Below are 18029 nucleotides of genomic sequence, written 5' to 3' on the forward strand. Positions count from 1 at the left end.
AATTAGCGGAAGCTGTAGGTAACACCCGTCCACAACACGCCGCTGTATGAAGCATCAACCATTGGGCTATTTTTCACTTCATTAGCTAAACGCATATAACGGCCAGTAAAGAAAGCATTCCAATTTGGATTGATATTGTAGTTAGCTGATAGCTCCAGATACGGGGCCCAGCTGTCGCTTGGGTTGTATTGCGCTAAACCACTGCGGGCAGACTCCCTGCTGCTGACACCGTAATAGTAGCTGTTTTGATCGCCACTGCTCCAGCTCACACCCACGCCTGGCGTCAGTGTCCAGCTATCGACGCTATAACGGTAAAGATAGGCCAAATCACCGATAAAGCCACCACTGTTATCCAGTACATCACCCGAGAAGGCGGCACGCAAAGTACCCCAATCCTCAATATGGGAATATGACATACCGGCCATCATGGTGCTGCGACGTCTGTCCAACTGCTGCATCTGGTAATCATCACTGTCACCCGGTTTAAAGTGCAGCGGCAGGAAATAAGCATCGATTGATAGGCGGTTGCTACTATCATTCCACAGGTAATAGCCGGCAGCCAAGGTGCGGAAGTAAAAGTTATCACTCTCATAAGAGATGATCGGGACCGGATAGACGCGGTCATTCTTACCACGATAAGGGTCTGGACTCACTAAGGCAGAAGCCCCCAGAGACCATGTTCCCGCCATTGCCGTCGGCATACAAACAGCCGTAGCCGCTGCCAATACAGCCAATGTTTTTATTTGCTTCGCTTTTAGATAACTCTGTTTCACAGATTAAATCCCTTTGGTAAAAAATAATTAGTTAACTTAGTGTAAATCAATTGGTTGCCAGTGGCGAAATCTTTACACATCTGACTTAGACACTCATCTTATCTGTATAAGTTATCATCAATTATTGGACGGGTGATAACCAAAAATTTACGTCGCCTTAATCACAATAAAATAACGAGATATTCAAATAGATAAGTTCAATTAATCATATATAAAACACTGACAATGAAATAAAAAATAGCTTTAATTACCGAATAATGGTTATTTATTGTTCTATGGGTGGCAAATCGTCGGTTAAGGCTAACTTGACCTTTAGTGAAGACGCGACCATAACAATAAGGTAGTAGTTTCAAAATTTTAACCCAATAAAGCACTACTACTATTTTATGTTCCCAACCATTCAAACAGGACGGGCATCGCTATGAACATATTTGATCACTATCGCCAACGCTATGAGGCGGCCAAGGACGAAGAGTTCACACTGCAGGAGTTCCTCACCATCTGCCAGCAAGATCGCAGTGCTTATGCCAATGCGGCTGAGCGGCTGCTGATGGCTATTGGTGAGCCAGTCATGGTCGATACCGCACTAGAGTCCCGCATGTCTCGGCTATTTTCTAACCGGGTTATTGCCCGTTACCCTGCTTTTGAAGAGTTTTATGGCATGGAAGAGGCCATAGAACAGATAGTCTCCTATCTCAAACACGCCGCTCAAGGGCTGGAAGAGAAGAAACAGATCCTCTATTTACTCGGCCCTGTGGGTGGGGGTAAGTCATCACTGGCTGAACGCCTAAAAGCACTGATGCAGCGGGTGCCTATCTATATTTTAAGTGCCAATGGCGAGCGCAGCCCGGTCAATGACCACCCTTTGTGTTTGTTCAACCCGCAAGAAGATGCCGCGATTCTGGCCAAAGAGTACAGCATCCCGACCCGTTATCTCGGTACGATTATGTCGCCGTGGGCAGCCAAACGCCTGCACGATTTTGGCGGGGACATCACTAAATTTAAAGTGATCAAAGTCTGGCCTTCGATTCTTGAACAGATTGCGATAGCGAAGACTGAACCTGGCGATGAAAACAACCAGGATATCTCTGCGCTGGTGGGTAAAGTTGATATCCGTAAGTTGGAAAACCATGCGCAAAACGACCCCGATGCTTATGGTTATTCCGGTGCTTTATGCCGGGCTAACCAAGGGATTATGGAGTTCGTCGAGATGTTCAAAGCGCCAATTAAGGTGCTGCATCCCCTGCTGACAGCCACTCAGGAAGGGAACTATAACGGTACAGAGGGCATATCCGCCCTGCCATTCAGCGGCATTATTCTTGCCCACTCGAATGAGTCAGAGTGGGTCACCTTCCGCAATAACAAAAATAATGAGGCATTCCTTGACCGTGTCTATATCGTCAAGGTTCCTTATTGCCTGCGGGTATCAGAAGAGATCAAGATCTACGACAAACTGTTGAATCACAGTGAGTTAACCCATGCACCTTGCGCCCCTGGCACCCTGGAAACACTAGCACGTTTCTCGATTCTCTCCAGAATGAAGGAGCCGGAAAACTCCAGCATTTACTCCAAGATGCGGGTGTATGACGGTGAGAGTCTGAAAGATACCGACCCGAAAGCCAAGTCTTATCAGGAGTATCGGGACTACGCCGGGGTGGACGAAGGGATGAACGGTCTCTCTACCCGCTTCGCCTTTAAAATCCTCTCCCGAGTGTTTAACTTTGATCATGCTGAAGTCGCAGCCAACCCGGTACACCTCTTCTATGTACTGGAGCAACAGATCGAGCGTGAGCAGTTCCAGCAGGATGTGGCGGAGAAATACCTTGAGCACCTGAAAGGCTATTTGATCCCGAAATACGCCGAATTTATCGGCAAAGAGATCCAGACTGCTTATCTGGAGTCCTACTCTGAGTATGGTCAGAACATTTTTGACCGCTATGTTATCTATGCCGACTTCTGGATTCAGGATCAGGAGTATCGAGATCCAGACACCGGGCAACTGTTTGACCGTGAGGCGCTGAATGCTGAACTGGAGAAGATTGAAAAACCTGCGGGTATCAGCAACCCGAAAGATTTCCGCAATGAAATCGTCAACTTTGTGCTGCGCGCCAGAGCCAATAACAGTGGTCGCAATCCAAACTGGACCAGTTACGAGAAGCTGCGCACGGTGATTGAGAAGAAGATGTTCTCTAACACTGAAGAGTTATTGCCGGTTATCTCGTTTAATGCCAAAACTTCAACAGATGAGCAGAAAAAACATGATGACTTTGTCGATCGGATGATGGAGAAAGGTTATACCCGCAAGCAGGTTCGCTTGCTGTGTGAATGGTATCTGCGGGTTAGAAAATCGTCATAACCCGGTAGCAAGGCGGCAACTGAATGAGGCCCCAGGAGCTTAGCCAACTAAGTGACTGGGGTGAGTGCAGGCAGCCAACACAGCAACAGTGTGGAAAATGCAGGCGGAGTCGTTTGGGGGGTATATGGGCTACTTTATTGACAGACGACTTAACGGCAAAAACAAAAGCATGGTTAATCGCCAGCGCTTTTTGCGCCGCTATAAGTCGCAAATTAAACAGTCGATTTCCGATGCCATCAACAAAAGGTCGGTTACTGATATTGATAGTGGCGAGTCAGTCTCGATACCTATTGATGATATCAATGAGCCAATGTTCCATCAGGGGCGTGGCGGGTTGCGCCACCGGGTACATCCCGGCAATGACCATTTTGTCACTAATGATCGTATTGAGCGCCCGCAAGGTGGCGGCGGTGGCAGCGGAAGTGGTCAAGGGAGTGCGGGTCAGGACGGTGAAGGCGAGGATGAATTTGTCTTTCAGATCTCCAAAGATGAGTACCTTGACTTGCTGTTTGAAGATCTCGCCCTGCCTAACCTGAAGAAAAATCAGTATAAGCAGCTGACAGAATTTAAAACCCATCGCGCTGGCTACACCTCTAATGGGGTACCGGCCAATATCAGTGTGGTTCGCTCACTGCAAAACTCACTGGCCCGGCGCACCGCTATGACGGCCAGTAAGCGCCGCGAGCTACGGGAGTTGGAAGAGACACTCCATCTGTTGGAGAACTCTGAACCGGCGCAATTGCTGGAAGAGGAGCGCGTACGTAAAGCCATTGCTGAGTTAAAGCAGAAGATCGCTCGTGTGCCTTTTATTGATACTTTCGATTTACGCTATAAAAACTATGAAAAACGGCCTGAGCCGTCCAGTCAGGCGGTGATGTTCTGCCTGATGGATGTCTCCGGTTCGATGGATCAGGCGACCAAGGATATGGCAAAGCGGTTTTACATCCTGCTTTATCTGTTCCTGAGCCGAACCTATAAAAACGTCGATGTGGTCTATATCCGCCACCATACGCAAGCCAAAGAGGTGGATGAGCAAGAGTTTTTCTATTCGCAAGAGACCGGTGGGACTATCGTCTCCAGCGCACTGAAGCTGATGGATGAGGTGGTTCAGGAGCGTTACGATCCCGCACAGTGGAATATCTATGCCGCCCAGGCCTCTGATGGCGATAACTGGGCTGATGACTCACCGCTGTGTCATCAATTGCTGGCAAAACAGCTGCTGCCGATGGTGCGTTACTACAGCTACATTGAGATAACCCGCCGCGCTCACCAAACCCTGTGGCGTGAATATGAAGATTTACAGGCAAATTTTGAGAATTTCGCCATGCAGCATATCCGGGAGCCTGAAGATATCTACCCGGTATTCCGTGAGTTGTTCCATAAACAGACAGTTGATAACTAAGCTAACATGGCCGGAGACTCTTTTCTGATTCAGAATTTCTGATGCAGAAATGGTTTTCCGGCTTTTTGTTGCGCTAAAATTATCACTCCTCGTGATTCTTAGAGTTAACCCCATGAAATGGCATGATGGAGTACGGCAGCCGGGTGTTCTGGCAGCATTAACCGCTGCGGTGCTATTTGGTGCCGGCACCCCACTGGCAAAACAACTGCTCAATACCGTCAGCCCGTGGCTGCTGGCGGGCTTACTCTATCTTGGCTCGGGAGCAGGTTTAGCGCTCTATCGGCTGCTCACGCGCGCAGCTGCCGTTAACCTGCCGCGTAACGAATTGCTGTGGTTTATCGGCGCGATTACGGCGGGGGGTATTGTGGCGCCGGTGCTACTGATGCTTGGCCTCACCGCCATGCCAGCGTCGGGCGCATCCTTGCTGCTCAATGCCGAAGGGGTGTTCACCGCCCTGCTAGCCTGGTTCGCCTTCAAAGAGAATTTTGACCGCCGTATTGCGCTGGGCATGATGGTGATTGTGGCTGGCGCGGCCATTTTAAGCTGGCCGGGCGAGGCGCGTTTTACCGGCCTGTGGCCCACGCTGGCGATTCTGGGTGCCTGCTTTGCCTGGGGCATCGATAATAATCTGACCCGCAAAGTTTCACTGACGGATGCCACCTGGATTGCCGCCATCAAAGGTCTGGTGGCTGGTGCGGTGAATCTCAGCTTAGCTTTTGCGCTCGGCGCAACTTTACCACCACTGGCAAATCTGGCGGCTGCCCTGCTGGTCGGGTTCTTCGCCTATGGGGTGAGTCTGGCGCTGTTTGTGATTGGCTTGCGCCATCTCGGCACCGCACGCACGGGTGCCTATTTTTCTATTGCCCCCTTTTTAGGCGCAGTATTAGCCGTCATCATGGGTGACACTGTCACGCTACCATTGATCCTCGCGGGTCTACTGATGGCGATAGGTATTTGGCTGCATCTGACGGAACAGCATGAGCATCAACATATTCATGATGAGTTGGAACACGATCACGTGCATATCCATGACGAGCATCATCACCACTCACATGATTTCCCCATTGTCACTGGCGTGCCCCATCAACACCGCCATCAACACCGCCCAATCACCCACAGCCATCCCCATTTTCCCGATGCACACCACCGCCATAAACATTGATCGGCCCTAAAAATGGAGCCGTTATCAGCAGCATGTGGCGGCCGGCGGCACACCTTTATCGATCATCCAGTTGGCTAAAACGCAGCGCCAGATAGTCCAGCACACTGCGCACCGAGGGCAGCAGCCCGCGCCGTGATGGAAATACCGCATGAATAATCTCATGGCGTAGCGACCAGTCCGGTAATAGCCGAACTAGCGACCCCGCGGCCAATTGCTCGGCCACCATCATCACCGGCAGTTGTACCACCCCAACACCACGTTGTGCCGCACTGCGCAGAGTGGTCATATCAGCAGTGACCAGCCGTGGTTGGTGATAAATAGCAGCATGTGCCCCCTCTGGCCCATCTAAGCGCCAGATAAACTCCTGCTGGGGTTGCCCTAATCCGAGACTCGGCCAGCCACTCAGATCCGCAGGAGCCGTGACGGCGCCCTGTCGGGTGATCAATTCAGGGCTGGCCACCAGGCACTGACAGCGATTGCCCAACACCTTCAGCACCAGGTCACTATTTTGCAACGGCGGTGGCCGCACACGAATAGCAATATCGATAGCTTCCGCCACCAGATCCACCTGTCGATTGGTCGCTTCAAGATGGAGAGTCACCAAGGGGCAACTGGCCATAAAATCCGCCAACATGCTACTGACCGTGGTCTGCAACAGCGCCACAGGGCAGGTGATGCGCACCACCCCTCGCGGCTCGGCACGGGTTAAATCAATTGACTCCTGAGCTGCCCGCGCCTCTTCCAACATCGCCTTGCAGTGTTCGTAATAGGTGCGCCCGACCTCTGTCACGGCAAAGCGCCGCGTTGAGCGCTGGATGAGCCGCACCCCCAATCTATCCTCCAGCAGGGCTAATCGCCGACTGAGCTTTGATTTTGGTAAGCCCAGCACCCGCGCTGCGGCACTGAAACCACCGTGCTCGACGACCTCGGCGTAATAGTAGAGATCATTGAGATCTTGCATGCCTGCCTCGTGGTTATCTTGCTGTCATCACTATTATTGTTCCAATAATAGAACAGTGATGACTAATTTTGCTAGCTAGTGCATAGATTATCCCAAATATATACTTTCTCCAACTTGCAGCTGGTGCGTTGTACCGCAAGGCTGCTATACCCTATTCATGCTGTTGTAAGGAGATTAAGATGAAAAAAGTCCAAGGCATATATCGTGCTCCACGCCAACATTGGGTGGGTGATGGTTTCCCGGTGCGCTCACTGTTTTCCTATCAGAGCCATGGCAAACAGCTCAGCCCTTTCCTGCTGCTAGACTACGCCGGGCCGGCGGATTTCACGCCGACCACCCATCGCCGGGGTGTTGGTCAACATCCGCATCGCGGTTTTGAAACCGTCACTATTGTCTATCACGGGGAAGTTGAACATCGTGATTCAACCGGTAAAGGCGGCGTTATTGGCCCCGGTGATGTGCAATGGATGACGGCGGGTAGCGGAATTCTGCATGAAGAGTTTCATGCCAACACTTTCGCTCAACGTGGCGGGGCTTTCGAAATGGTGCAACTGTGGGTCAACTTGCCAGCCAAAGACAAAATGGCCGCGCCGGGCTATCAGGCCATTCGCAGTGAGAGCATTCCTCAGGTCGCGTTACCTGATGATGCCGGTAGTCTGCGCGTTATCGCCGGTGATTACGCCGGTGAACATGGCCCTGCACACACCTTCTCACCACTGAATGTTTGGGATATCCGGCTAAATCAGGGGAAAAGTGCTGAGTTCTCCCTGCCTGTAGGCTGGAACAGCGCCTTGATCGTGCTACGGGGCAGTGTGCTGGTTAATGGTGATGCCATTGCCCGTGATGCCGAAATGGTGCTGCTGGACGCGGCAGGCAGCGCCGTGACAATCGAGGCCAATAATGACGCCCTACTCCTGTTACTCAGTGGCGAACCTATTGATGAGCCTATTGTCGGTTACGGGCCATTTGTGATGAATACCCAGCAACAGATAAACCAAGCTATTGCTGACTTTAACAGTGGTCGCTTCGGTTCGATGGATAGCCCGTCATAATCTCGGCCTTTATTGCCATTACCTGATAACCATTTTGTCGGGTAATGGCACCTCCCTGCCAGTTAAAATAGAACTTACTCCATCCATTGGCTTAGTAATAAATAACTCACTTGCTGTCAGCTGCCAGTTGTAAATACTCCATTCACCGCTCCAATTGTCGACTAAACTTAATAACTAATCTTGCCCACCATCTGTTCTTTGCGTGCGGGAGCGAATAAATAAGAGTGCTGTATCTTTAATATTTTCATCACTATTTTTCGCTGAAAATTTGTCATTTATCCTATGTTCTTTATTAAAGAATAGTGGTATTCCATGACTACCAAGGTGATTTTATTGAAGTAATAGACTGCCAAGCGCTTATTTTGCATAGGAATTCCCCATGATGGCTAAGAAAAAAGCAGCATTGCAAGAGGCCACGCAGTCTGAATACAATGAAAATAGTGCGTTATTAACCGCACTGGATAGCTCATTAGCCATTATTGAATTTGACCTTTCCGACCGTATTATCGCGGTCAATCAAAACTATCTTGATTATTTTGGCTATCAACGTGAGGAGGTCATTGGTCAACATCATTTGATGTTTTGCCACTCAGACTACGCCACCAGCGAAGAGTATCAGAAGATTAAAAAGTGCTTACTGGCGGGGGAATCACTGGAAGGCAGCTTTAAGCGCTTGCACAAAGATGGTTCAACTATCTGGTTAGCGGCTATTTATCAGCCGGTCCCTGGCCCTGACGGCCCGGTGACTCACATGGTGAAAATCGCCAAAGACATCACTTTTTTAATTGAGCAGCAAGAGGCCACACAGGAGTGGGTGCAACTGTTAACCCAGTTAACGGATCGCAGTGACAGCGCCATGTTTATCACGGCAAATAGTGATCATGGGCAAGAGGCCATCTATATTAATCAAGGGTTTACCAAGCTTTTCGGTTACACGCCAGAGCAGGCGATGGGGCAAAATATGGTTGATTTGCTGCAGAGCGAACATCATGTGCAGCTGGCACTGATGGATGCCACCTCAGCCAATGCCCGCCAACAACTGCTGCCGCAAGAGCTTTTCTATGGCAAAGATCGTCAACCCCACTGGTGCTCCGCCGTCATCAACTCACTGGTGGATGAACAGGGGAAACCGAGCTTTAGCATCGGTGTACTCACTGATATCACCCTGACCAAAATGTATGAAGTGCTGCAATATCGGGTGCTGGAAGCCCTGGTCCGGGAGCGCCCCCTCGAAGAGGTGATGTCCTTACTGTGCCATGAAGTTGAGCGCATTGCCCCCGAAGTGACCGCCAGCATTTTACAAGCTAGCGGACAAAATTACCTTAGCCACCTCGCCGCCCCTAGCCTGCCCCTGATTTACACCGCCGCGCTCGCCTGCGTGCCCATTGGCCCGATAGCGGGTTCATGCGGGACGGCGGCATTTCGTAAGCAGGCGGTGGAAGTACAAGATATTGCAACTGATCCGCTATGGGAGAACTATCGCCATCTCATCCTGCCCCATGGGTTGCGGGCCTGTTGGTCAACCCCGATCCTATCCAGTCAGGGCGAGATTCTGGGCACCTTTGCTTTTTACTACAAAGAGGTACGCGGCCCCAGTGAGTTCCACTGTCAGTTGGTGAAGCTGATTGCCAACTTGTGCTCTCTGGCCATGGAGCGCGAGCAATCACGCAAGCAAATTCAGCATTTAGCCTTTTATGACTCACTGACCGGGTTGCCAAATCGCAGCCAGTTTCAGGTGTATGCTAAACAAGCCATCGCCATGGCCACTGAAATAGGTCACACACTGGCGGTATTAGTGATCAATCTGGATCGTTTCAAACAAGTGAATGACTCACTCGGTCAAGGGGCTGGCGATGAACTGCTCGCCTTAATCGCCCAGCGGCTGCGCAACGACCTGACCAAAAGTGACATTATTGGCCGCCTATCCGGTGATGAATATATTATTATTTTGGCCCCCTGCACCATGCAGCAAGCCACCCTAAAAGTTGAGAAAATTCTCAGCCAGCTGTCTCAACCTTGCCAAATAGCCAGCGTCAATATTATTCCCTCCGCCAGTATCGGGATCAGCCTATATCCCGAAAATGGTCTGGATATGGATACGCTGATGAACCATGCCAACATCGCCATGCATAAAGCCAAAAATATGGGGCGCGGGTATTTTAATTTCTTTAGCGCCGAGATGAATGATCTCAATCAGCAACGGCAAGATATGGAAGATGCCCTGCGCCATGCCTTTCATATCGGCTCCCTTGAGCTATTTTATCAGCCACAAGTGATGTTGAAAGATGGGCATCTGTATGGGGTGGAGGCCCTTAGCCGCTGGAACCACCCGATACTGGGCAGTATCCCCCCGCAGCGCTTTATTCCTATCGCCGAAGAGAGTGGTCTGATTAACGAACTGGCCCTATGGGCGATTGAGACCGCCTGCCAGCAGTTAGCCGACTGGCGCTTGCGAGGGATTGATATCCCCTCAGTTTCGGTGAATTTATCCCCCACCAACTTCCATAATCCGGGCCTACCGGAGATGATCCTCCACATCTTGCAGCATTACCACTTGCCGCCACAGGATCTGACCCTAGAGATCACCGAAGATATCTTGATCGAGAATAATCCGGCCATTTTCGCCACCATAGAGAAAATTCATCGCCTGGGCGTGCGGCTATCAATGGATGATTTCGGCACCGGCTACTCCAGCCTAAGTTACCTGCGCCGTTTGGATCTGGATGAAATAAAGCTGGATAAGAGTTTTGTCCATGATCTTGAATATGACGAGACCAGCCGCACCCTCAGTGAGGCGGTGATACGTATTGGCGAGAGCCTACAGCTGTCAGTGATTGTCGAAGGGGTGGAGAATGAGGCCCAGCGCACCTTATTGAGCCGGCAAGGTTATCAGATTGGTCAGGGCTTCCTCTTCTCTGAGGCGCTGCCCGCCATCAAGTTGGAACACTGGTTAGAGCACCGCACTATCATTTAATCACTGCATCATTTAATCACTGCATCATTTAATCACAGCGTCATTTAATCACAGCGTCATTTAGCCGATGAATAATAAGAGATAAACTATTAGTTGTAGTACTCTATTCGCGGCACTAAACGCCCCAATAAGTGACATTGTCACTGATATAACTGGGGTATCCCAACCTTTTCATTTGCCAGCAAGTTATTTATCCTTGCGGCCTTTGTTCTCTGGATGTTGTTCTGTTGTTATGCAAAAATTTCTTTTCCTGCTGTTAAGCCTGATTTTACTTGGCCCCTTGGGCATCGACCTCTACTTACCGACCATCCCGGCGATTGCCAAGGGGTTGCAGAGTAGCGAGTCACTGATCCAATCCACCATTGCCCTGTTCATATTGGTGCTGGGTATCGGTCAGCTTATCGCCGGGCCATTGGTTGATAAATATGGCCGCAAACCGATCGCCATTATCGGCATCATCCTCTACATGCTGGGTGCGGCTATGGCCGCGCTGGCGGTCAGCCCGCTGATGTTCGTCAGCTCCCGTCTGTTACAAGGTGTGGCGGTTTGCTGTACGGCGGTGGTGGCATTCAGTGGCGTGCGTGACCGCCTCAACGGCAATGAAGCCGCCCGCGCTTATGGTTTCCTTAATGGGACATTAAATATCGTCCCCGCGTTGGCACCACTACTGGGTGGATTACTGGCGGAAGCTTTTGGCTGGCGCGCCCCCTTCTGGTTCCTGGCGCTGTACGGCTTACTGGTCTTAATCCTCATCATCTGTTTTTTGCCAGAAACTCGCCCGGTGGATACCCAGCCCGCAAACGGCTTGCCAATCAAAAACTATCTGCGCATTTTGCGCGATGAGCGTTTTCTGAAATTCTCACTGGTGAATGCAGGGGCGATGGGCATGGCGTTAACCTATGTCTCGCTGGCCCCCAATGTATTGATGGTGGGCGCGGGGCTTAGCCCGCTGCAATTCTCGCTGGTTTTCGGCGCCAATGGTTTTTGGATCATGGCTGTCAGCTTTTTTGCCAATCGGATTATCCAAAAAGTGGGCCGCCCGACCTGCTTAATGGTCGGTAGCTGGCTAATGGCATTAGGCTCTCTGGGGCTACTATTTGGCCTAACACAGCTAGCGGCGGAAACACAAAACCACTGGCTGGTCTATATGTTACCTGTCGCCAGCGCCTGTGCCGGTTTAGCCTTTATGATGGGGCCGGCCACCAGCTATGCACTGGAACCTTACGCCAATGAAGCGGGTGTCGCCTCCGCATTGGTGGGCTTTGTTCAGATGGCCGGTGGTGCCGGGCTGGGCCTGTTGGCAATGGCCCTGCCGATTGAGCCTAAGTTGTCACTCGCGATTGTGATGCTGGCGGGCTGCTTACTGGCATGGCAGGCGCGCCGCGCCAGTAAACATGTTCGCGGCACCTTGCAAAAAATAAACTAGCCGCCGCCCTAAGGTGATGGTCGTCATCCTCAACATCCTGAGGATGACGACTCATCATCGCCACATTTAACATGATTTAATTTTTGTTATCTGTTTTACATCCAGCTCAACTGAGTTCCCCTCTTTATCAAACTACGTGACAACAATAATCGTGTTTCCAACGGGAATATGCAGGGCGTTTACCTCCCGTTAACGCTAACACCGCCATGATGGATCATTGGGATGGCCGCTTTTATCGTTATGAAAACATCGGACACTCTGCTAATGAAACTCACTGCTCGCCGCCTGACACTTATCGCCGTCGTATTCATCGTTAGCACCGTTGCGCTGGTGATCTATTGGCAACGCCCGTCGCCGCCCGCTTACGTCACCGCACCCGCGCGGCTGGGCGATATCGAGAATGCCGTCCTGGCCACCGGGCGCCTTGATGCATTCGAACGCGTCAACGTCGGTGCACAGGTGTCCGGTCAGGTCAAATCGCTGAAGGTAAAACTGGGTGACCGGATCACCAAAGGGCAACTGGTCGCCGATATCGACTCTCTGCCGCAACGCAACGAGCTGCGCACCGCCGAAGCGGCACTCAACATCGTCAAAGCTGATCGGCAGGCTAAACAAGCGCAGCTAAAGCAGGCCGAATCGCACTTCAAGCGCCAACGCCGCATGCTAAACGACGAGGCCAGTTCCCGTGAAGACTTCGAAAAAGCCGAAGAGCAACTTGCCACCACCCGTGCCGAGCTATTGTCGCTTGACGCCAAGCTAGTGCAGATGCAGGTAGACGTCGAAAAGAAAAAAGTCGATTTGAGCTACACCCGGGTGTTGGCACCGATGGACGGCATCGTCATCGCCGTGGTCACGCAGCAAGGTCAAACGGTAAACTCCAGCCAGAGTGCGCCGACCATCATCAAGCTAGCGCGGCTGGACGTGATGACCATCAAAGCGCAGATATCCGAGGCCGACATCACCCATATTTTCGCGGGCCAGAAAGCCTACTTCTCCATTTTCTCTGAGCCGGATCGGCGCTACTACGCCACCTTGCGTACCGTCGAGCTAGCGCCGGAATCGGTGATGAAAGACGATGCGCCCGGTGCCAGCAACAGCTCCGCTACTGACGACACGTCAAAAAATGCCTCAGTCTACTACAACGCGCTGCTGGACGTGCCCAACCCGGAAAACCGCCTGCGTATTGGCATGACCTCGCAGGTTTCGCTGTTACGTGAGAATGCCAAAAACACCCTGTTGGTGCCGATCCAGGCGGTGCAGAAAACCGAAGGAAAAAAACAGCAGGTGCGGGTGCTGAGCAACAGTGGTCAGTTGGAAATGCGCGAGGTGAAAACCGGCATCACCGATAACGTCGATATCCAAATCCTCAGCGGGCTGAAAGTCGGTGAACTTGTGGTGCTGTCACAACCCAGTACCAAATCGGCTGAGGATGGCATATTCCTGTGAGCAATATTATTGTGCTAAAGGGCATCAGCCGCACTTATACCCACGGCGCTCAGCCATTGACGGTACTGAAGAACATCAACCTGACCATTGCCGCCGGTGAATGGGTGGCTATCATCGGCGCTTCCGGTTCCGGCAAGTCAACACTAATGAATATCATGGGTTGCCTCGACGTGCCGGACCGCGGCGACTATTACATCAGTGGCCAAAATGCCGCTCACTTGTTGCCGGATGAACTTGCCAGATTACGCCGCGAGCATATTGGCTTTATTTTCCAGCGCTATCATCTGATGCCTGATCTCAGCGCGCTGAGTAATGTCGAAATCCCGGCGATTTACGCCAACACTGGCCGCGAACAGCGACGTCAGCGTGCCGCGCAGTTGCTGGCACGACTGGGTCTGGAAGGCCGAGAGGATCACAAACCCGGCCAGCTTTCCGGCGGTCAGCAGCAGCGCGTCAGCATCGCTCGCTCGCTTATCAATGGCGGCGAGATTATTCTGGCAGACGAGCCGACTGGCGCACTGGACTCCCAATCCGGCCAGGAAGTGCTGGCGATCCTCAACGAGCTGAACCTGCGCGGCCATACCATAGTGATCGTCACCCATGACATGACGGTGGCGCAGTACGCCCGGCGCGTTATTGAGCTGAGGGACGGCGAGATCATGGCGGACAGTGGCCGCAAATCGGTCAGCTCGCCATCACTGCCGACGCCGAATCGCAGCCGGCAAAGCGGCTGGCAAAACCTGTTTGACCGCACCCGCGAATCGTTGCACATGGCACTGAAAGCGATGAACGCCCATCGTCTGCGCACCACACTGACCATGACCGGCATTATCTTCGGTATCGCTGCAGTGGTGATGGTGGTGGCGCTGGGCGAAGGTGCCAAACAGCGCACGCTGGAAGAGCTCAAAGGACTGGGCACCAACACAGTCAGCATTTATCCGGGGCGCGACTTCTTCGACGACGGCACCGACAGCATCCGCACCCTGGTGCCGTCGGACGCCGAGGCGCTGGCGAAACAACACTTTATCGATAGCGTCAGCCCCGAGGTTCGCGCTTCAGACAGTATCCGCTTTCGCCACAAGTCTGCCACCGCCTCTATCCGCGGCGTTGGGCTCGACCATTTTCGCGTCAACGGCATCACTCTCCTGCAGGGCTCAACCTTTCGTGACGACCGTAACGCACTGCAAGAGGTGATCATTGATGACAACGCTCGTCAGGCACTGTTCGATGACGTCGGCGTGAAACCACTCGGCCAGATAGTGTTTCTCGGCGCAGTGCCCGCGCGGGTGATCGGCATCGCAAAGAACAACTTCAACTATGAGCCAAACCGCATCAATGTGTGGATGCCCTACAGCACGGTGATGTACCGCATGGTGGGCAAACCGATGCTCAGCAGCATCAGCGTGCGACTGCGGGATAACGTCGCCAACGAGTCGGCTGTCAGCGCCATAACCCAACTGCTGACCCAGCGCCACGGCGTGAAGGATTTCAGGCTATTCAACCGTGATCAGTATCGAAAATCCATCGAGCGCACCTCGATGACCCTCAGCCTGTTGATCCTGATGGTGGCGTCTATCTCACTGGTCATCGGCAGTCTGGGCGTAATGAATATCATGCTGGTCTCAGTGACCGAACGCACTCATGAGATCGGCGTGCGCATGGCAGTCGGTGCGCGGCGCCGCGACATCATGCAGCAGTTCATGATCGAAGCTGTGCTGGTGTGTTTGATCGGCGGCGCATTGGGCATCGCGTTGTCGTTCGCCGCCGGTTCGCTGTTCACCGCTCTGGCAGGCGGCATGTTCACCGCCATCTACTCCTGGCAAGCTGCAGCGGCGGCGTTTTTCTGTTCAACATTAATCGGCATGATCTTTGGTTATCTCCCCGCACGTAAGGCAGCAAGGATGGATCCGATAGTCTCATTGGCCAGCGAGTAACCCATGAAAATTTTATCCCCTTTGACTTTATACCTCGCCGTCCTGCTCAGCACCGGCTGCGGTAACGAGCTGAAAAGCGAGTATCTGACGCCGCAAGTCAACTACCCGGCCCACTGGCAGCATGAAACCGAGGCCGCCGCGCCGCCGCCGTTCGACTGGCGCGACTTCCACGATCCAGACCTCGAACGCTGGCTGCAGCAGGTGATGGCCAATAATAACAATCTGGCCGTGGCTGCGCTGCGACTGTATCAAACTCGGCTTAAGGCGGAGCAAGTCGACATCAAAGCCGCCCCCGGTGCTGATGCCTCGCTGGACATCAAAGCCAGCACATCACTGCCTGACGCATCGCCGTGGAACAAAAGCAGCAATGTCAGCCTCAACACCAGTTATGACGTTGACTTGTGGGGCAAGCTGGCAAGGCAGCGCGACGCGGCGGAGTGGGCCCGCCAGGCGACTGAGCAGGATCTGCGAACCACCCGCCTGACGCTGTTGGCCGACGCCAGCACGAACTACTGGCATATAGGCTTCCTCAATCAGCAAATCGGCATCAGCCGGGAGAGCATCGCCTACGCCAAAGAGACACTGCGACTGGCCACTGCCCGCTATCGCGCCGGCAGCACATCGCCGCTGGACATGGTGGACGCCGGACAATATCTGCTGACACAGGAAGACCATCTACTGACATTACAGTATGAACGCCAGCAGGCGTTGAATGAACAGGCGACTCTTCTGGGCGCACCGCTGGGCAGTGCCGTGGTTGAACCCGTACGCTTGCCGGTAGTCCCATTACCGCAGATTAACACCGACATTCCGGCCTGCGTATTGAGCCGTCGACCGGACATCAGCGCCAAAGAGCTGCGGCTGCGCGAAACATTGGCCAATGTCGACGTGAAACGCACTCAGTATTATCCGGCATTCAGCCTGACGGGCTCGCTGGGTACCAGCAGCGCCGCGTTGCTGGAATTTCTGAGCAACCCGGTAGGTAACGTTGGCGCGGGTCTGACACTGCCGTTCCTCGAATGGCGGCAGATTAACGTGGACATTAAGATCGCCCGCAACGACTATGAGCGGCAGAGACTGGAGTTCAAACAGGCGCTGTACAAGGCGATGGCCGATGTCAACGACGCGTTGTCGCTGCGCGCACAGCTGATGGCACAGGAAACGCATCTGCGGGCAGCGTTGACATTGGCGCGCAAGTCGGAACAGCTGAACGCGATCCGCTACCGACAGGGTGCGGTCACCATCAGCGACTGGCTGGACTCACAGGAAAAACGCCGTCAGGAGGAGCTGGCGCTGAACGAAAATAGTTTCAATCAGTACAAAAATCTGGCGAAAATTTACCTGGAATTTGGCGGCTCAGCGGCATAATACCGCTGGCACGCCCTTGCACTTGAGTCCGAGGGTAGAGGCCGCCGGTTAACCTCTGCCCACAGCATTTAAACGCGGGCCATGACGGCTATTGTCTCAGGGCCGAACACTCACCGGCACTCTGGCCGCCAGTGCACACATCAACTCATAGCCTACCGTGCCTGCCGCGGCGGCCACATTATCGATCGGCAGGTTTGCGCCCCAAATCTCAACTTGACTGCCCACCTGCGCCTGCGGGCATGGGGTTAAATCTACCGTGAGCATATCCATCGAAATCGCCCCCACCGTCTGGGTTAAAATCCCATCCACCCTGATTGGTGTGCCACTGGGGGCTAAGCGCGGATAGCCATCGGCATAGCCACAGGCCACCACGCCAATCCGCTGCGCGCCAGTTGCCCGGTAGCGGCTGCCATAACCCACCTGATGGCCAGCGGATAGCACCTGAACCGCGATAATCTCACTGTGCAAATGCATCACCGGGCGCAAGCCAATCTCCGCAATATCGGCAATATTCCCACTGGGAGAGGCACCGTAGAGAATAATGCCAGGGCGCACCCAATCGTAGTGCGTCTCGGGGGCATGTAGAATAGCCGCCGAGTTGGCAAAGCAGCGGGTCGCCGAAATATGCCCGCTAGCCTGTTGGATGCGCGAAAATTGCTCATGGGTGCCGATATGATTATCTGCATTGGCGAAGTGACTCATTAGCGTCACCTCAGCAACATTGCTCAGACTGTTTGCCCATTGCCAAACTGCATCTGCCTGCCCAACCGGGAAACCTAAACGATTCATGCCGCTATTGAGTTTCAAATAGATATTCAGCGGTGCGGATAAACGCGCGGCGCTGATGGCCTCAAGCTGCCAGTCACTGTGCACTATGGTGGTCAGTCGATAGTGATCCAACAGCGCCAGATCTTGCGGCTGAAAGAAGCCCTCAAGCAGCAAAATTGGCCCTTGCCAGCCCTGTTCGCGCAATAAGATGGCTTCATTCAAGTCCAGTAGCGCAAAACCATCGGTGGCAGCCAGCCCCTGCCAGATGCGCGCCAAACCATGGCCATAGGCATTGGCTTTCACCACCGACCAGATCTTCGCACTGCCTACATGGCGGCGAATAAGACTCAAATTGTGGTGCAAAGCGGACAGATGAAGCGTAGCGGCTATCGGGCGAGGCATGCTTA

General features: G+C 53.0%; 12 protein-coding genes. 9 read left to right on the forward strand and 3 right to left on the reverse strand.

Going from position 1 to position 18029, the window contains the following annotated elements; translation table 11 throughout:
- Positions 1-2: 2 nt before the first annotated feature.
- Entirely contained in the window at positions 3-701 is a 699-nt protein-coding gene (locus tag FFE93_RS11005) for a MipA/OmpV family protein (protein WP_226713460.1), read from the reverse strand.
- Between the two features lie 493 nt (positions 702-1194).
- Between FFE93_RS11005 and yeaG the strand changes: the two genes are divergently transcribed.
- From yeaG to FFE93_RS11025, 3 genes are all read left to right on the forward strand, one after another.
- Positions 1195-3129 carry a protein kinase YeaG gene (gene yeaG, locus FFE93_RS11015; protein WP_005278618.1) on the forward strand — a complete coding sequence of 645 codons (1935 nt, stop codon included), beginning with the start codon at positions 1195-1197 and terminating at the stop codon, positions 3127-3129.
- A 124-nt stretch (positions 3130-3253) separates the two neighbouring features.
- Entirely contained in the window at positions 3254-4531 is a 1278-nt protein-coding gene (locus FFE93_RS11020; protein WP_005278619.1) for a YeaH/YhbH family protein, read from the forward strand.
- A gap of 112 nt (positions 4532-4643) precedes the next feature.
- Positions 4644-5693 carry a DMT family transporter gene (locus FFE93_RS11025; RefSeq protein ID WP_138775125.1) on the forward strand — a complete coding sequence of 350 codons (1050 nt, stop codon included), beginning with the start codon at positions 4644-4646 and terminating at the stop codon, positions 5691-5693.
- Between the two features lie 55 nt (positions 5694-5748).
- Here the strand turns inward: FFE93_RS11025 and FFE93_RS11030 are convergent, their stop codons facing one another.
- Positions 5749-6654, reverse strand: a complete 906-nt coding sequence (locus FFE93_RS11030; RefSeq protein ID WP_054872616.1) for a LysR family transcriptional regulator — start codon at positions 6652-6654, stop codon at positions 5749-5751.
- A 179-nt stretch (positions 6655-6833) separates the two neighbouring features.
- Here FFE93_RS11030 and FFE93_RS11035 point away from each other — a divergent pair, with 179 nt between their 5' ends.
- The 6 genes from FFE93_RS11035 (at position 6834) to FFE93_RS11060 (ending at position 16854) form a co-directional block, all read left to right on the forward strand.
- Entirely contained in the window at positions 6834-7706 is an 873-nt protein-coding gene (locus FFE93_RS11035) for a pirin family protein (protein WP_054872617.1), read from the forward strand.
- Positions 7707-8085: 379 nt separating this feature from the next.
- Positions 8086-10680 carry an EAL domain-containing protein gene (locus tag FFE93_RS11040; protein WP_049601691.1) on the forward strand — a complete coding sequence of 865 codons (2595 nt, stop codon included), beginning with the start codon at positions 8086-8088 and terminating at the stop codon, positions 10678-10680.
- A 232-nt stretch (positions 10681-10912) separates the two neighbouring features.
- A complete protein-coding gene (locus tag FFE93_RS11045) occupies positions 10913-12106 on the forward strand; it encodes a multidrug effflux MFS transporter (RefSeq protein ID WP_049601694.1) in 1194 nt (397 codons plus the stop codon).
- A gap of 264 nt (positions 12107-12370) precedes the next feature.
- Complete coding sequence (locus tag FFE93_RS11050) at positions 12371-13552, forward strand: efflux RND transporter periplasmic adaptor subunit (RefSeq protein ID WP_138775226.1); 1182 nt, start codon at positions 12371-12373, stop codon at positions 13550-13552.
- A complete protein-coding gene (locus tag FFE93_RS11055) occupies positions 13549-15486 on the forward strand; it encodes a MacB family efflux pump subunit (protein ID WP_138775126.1) in 1938 nt (645 codons plus the stop codon). The genes FFE93_RS11050 and FFE93_RS11055 overlap by 4 nt, the downstream gene beginning before the upstream one ends.
- Before the next feature lie 3 nt (positions 15487-15489).
- Complete coding sequence (locus tag FFE93_RS11060; RefSeq protein WP_049601700.1) at positions 15490-16854, forward strand: TolC family protein; 1365 nt, start codon at positions 15490-15492, stop codon at positions 16852-16854.
- Between the two features lie 96 nt (positions 16855-16950).
- On the opposite strand, the gene dadX is transcribed toward FFE93_RS11060, so the two are convergent.
- Entirely contained in the window at positions 16951-18024 is a 1074-nt protein-coding gene (gene dadX / locus FFE93_RS11065; RefSeq protein ID WP_049601704.1) for a catabolic alanine racemase DadX, read from the reverse strand.
- Positions 18025-18029 lie beyond the last annotated feature (5 nt).

Origin of the sequence: Yersinia sp. KBS0713 (assembly GCF_005937895.2) — a bacterium.
Classification (GTDB): domain Bacteria; phylum Pseudomonadota; class Gammaproteobacteria; order Enterobacterales; family Enterobacteriaceae; genus Yersinia; species Yersinia bercovieri.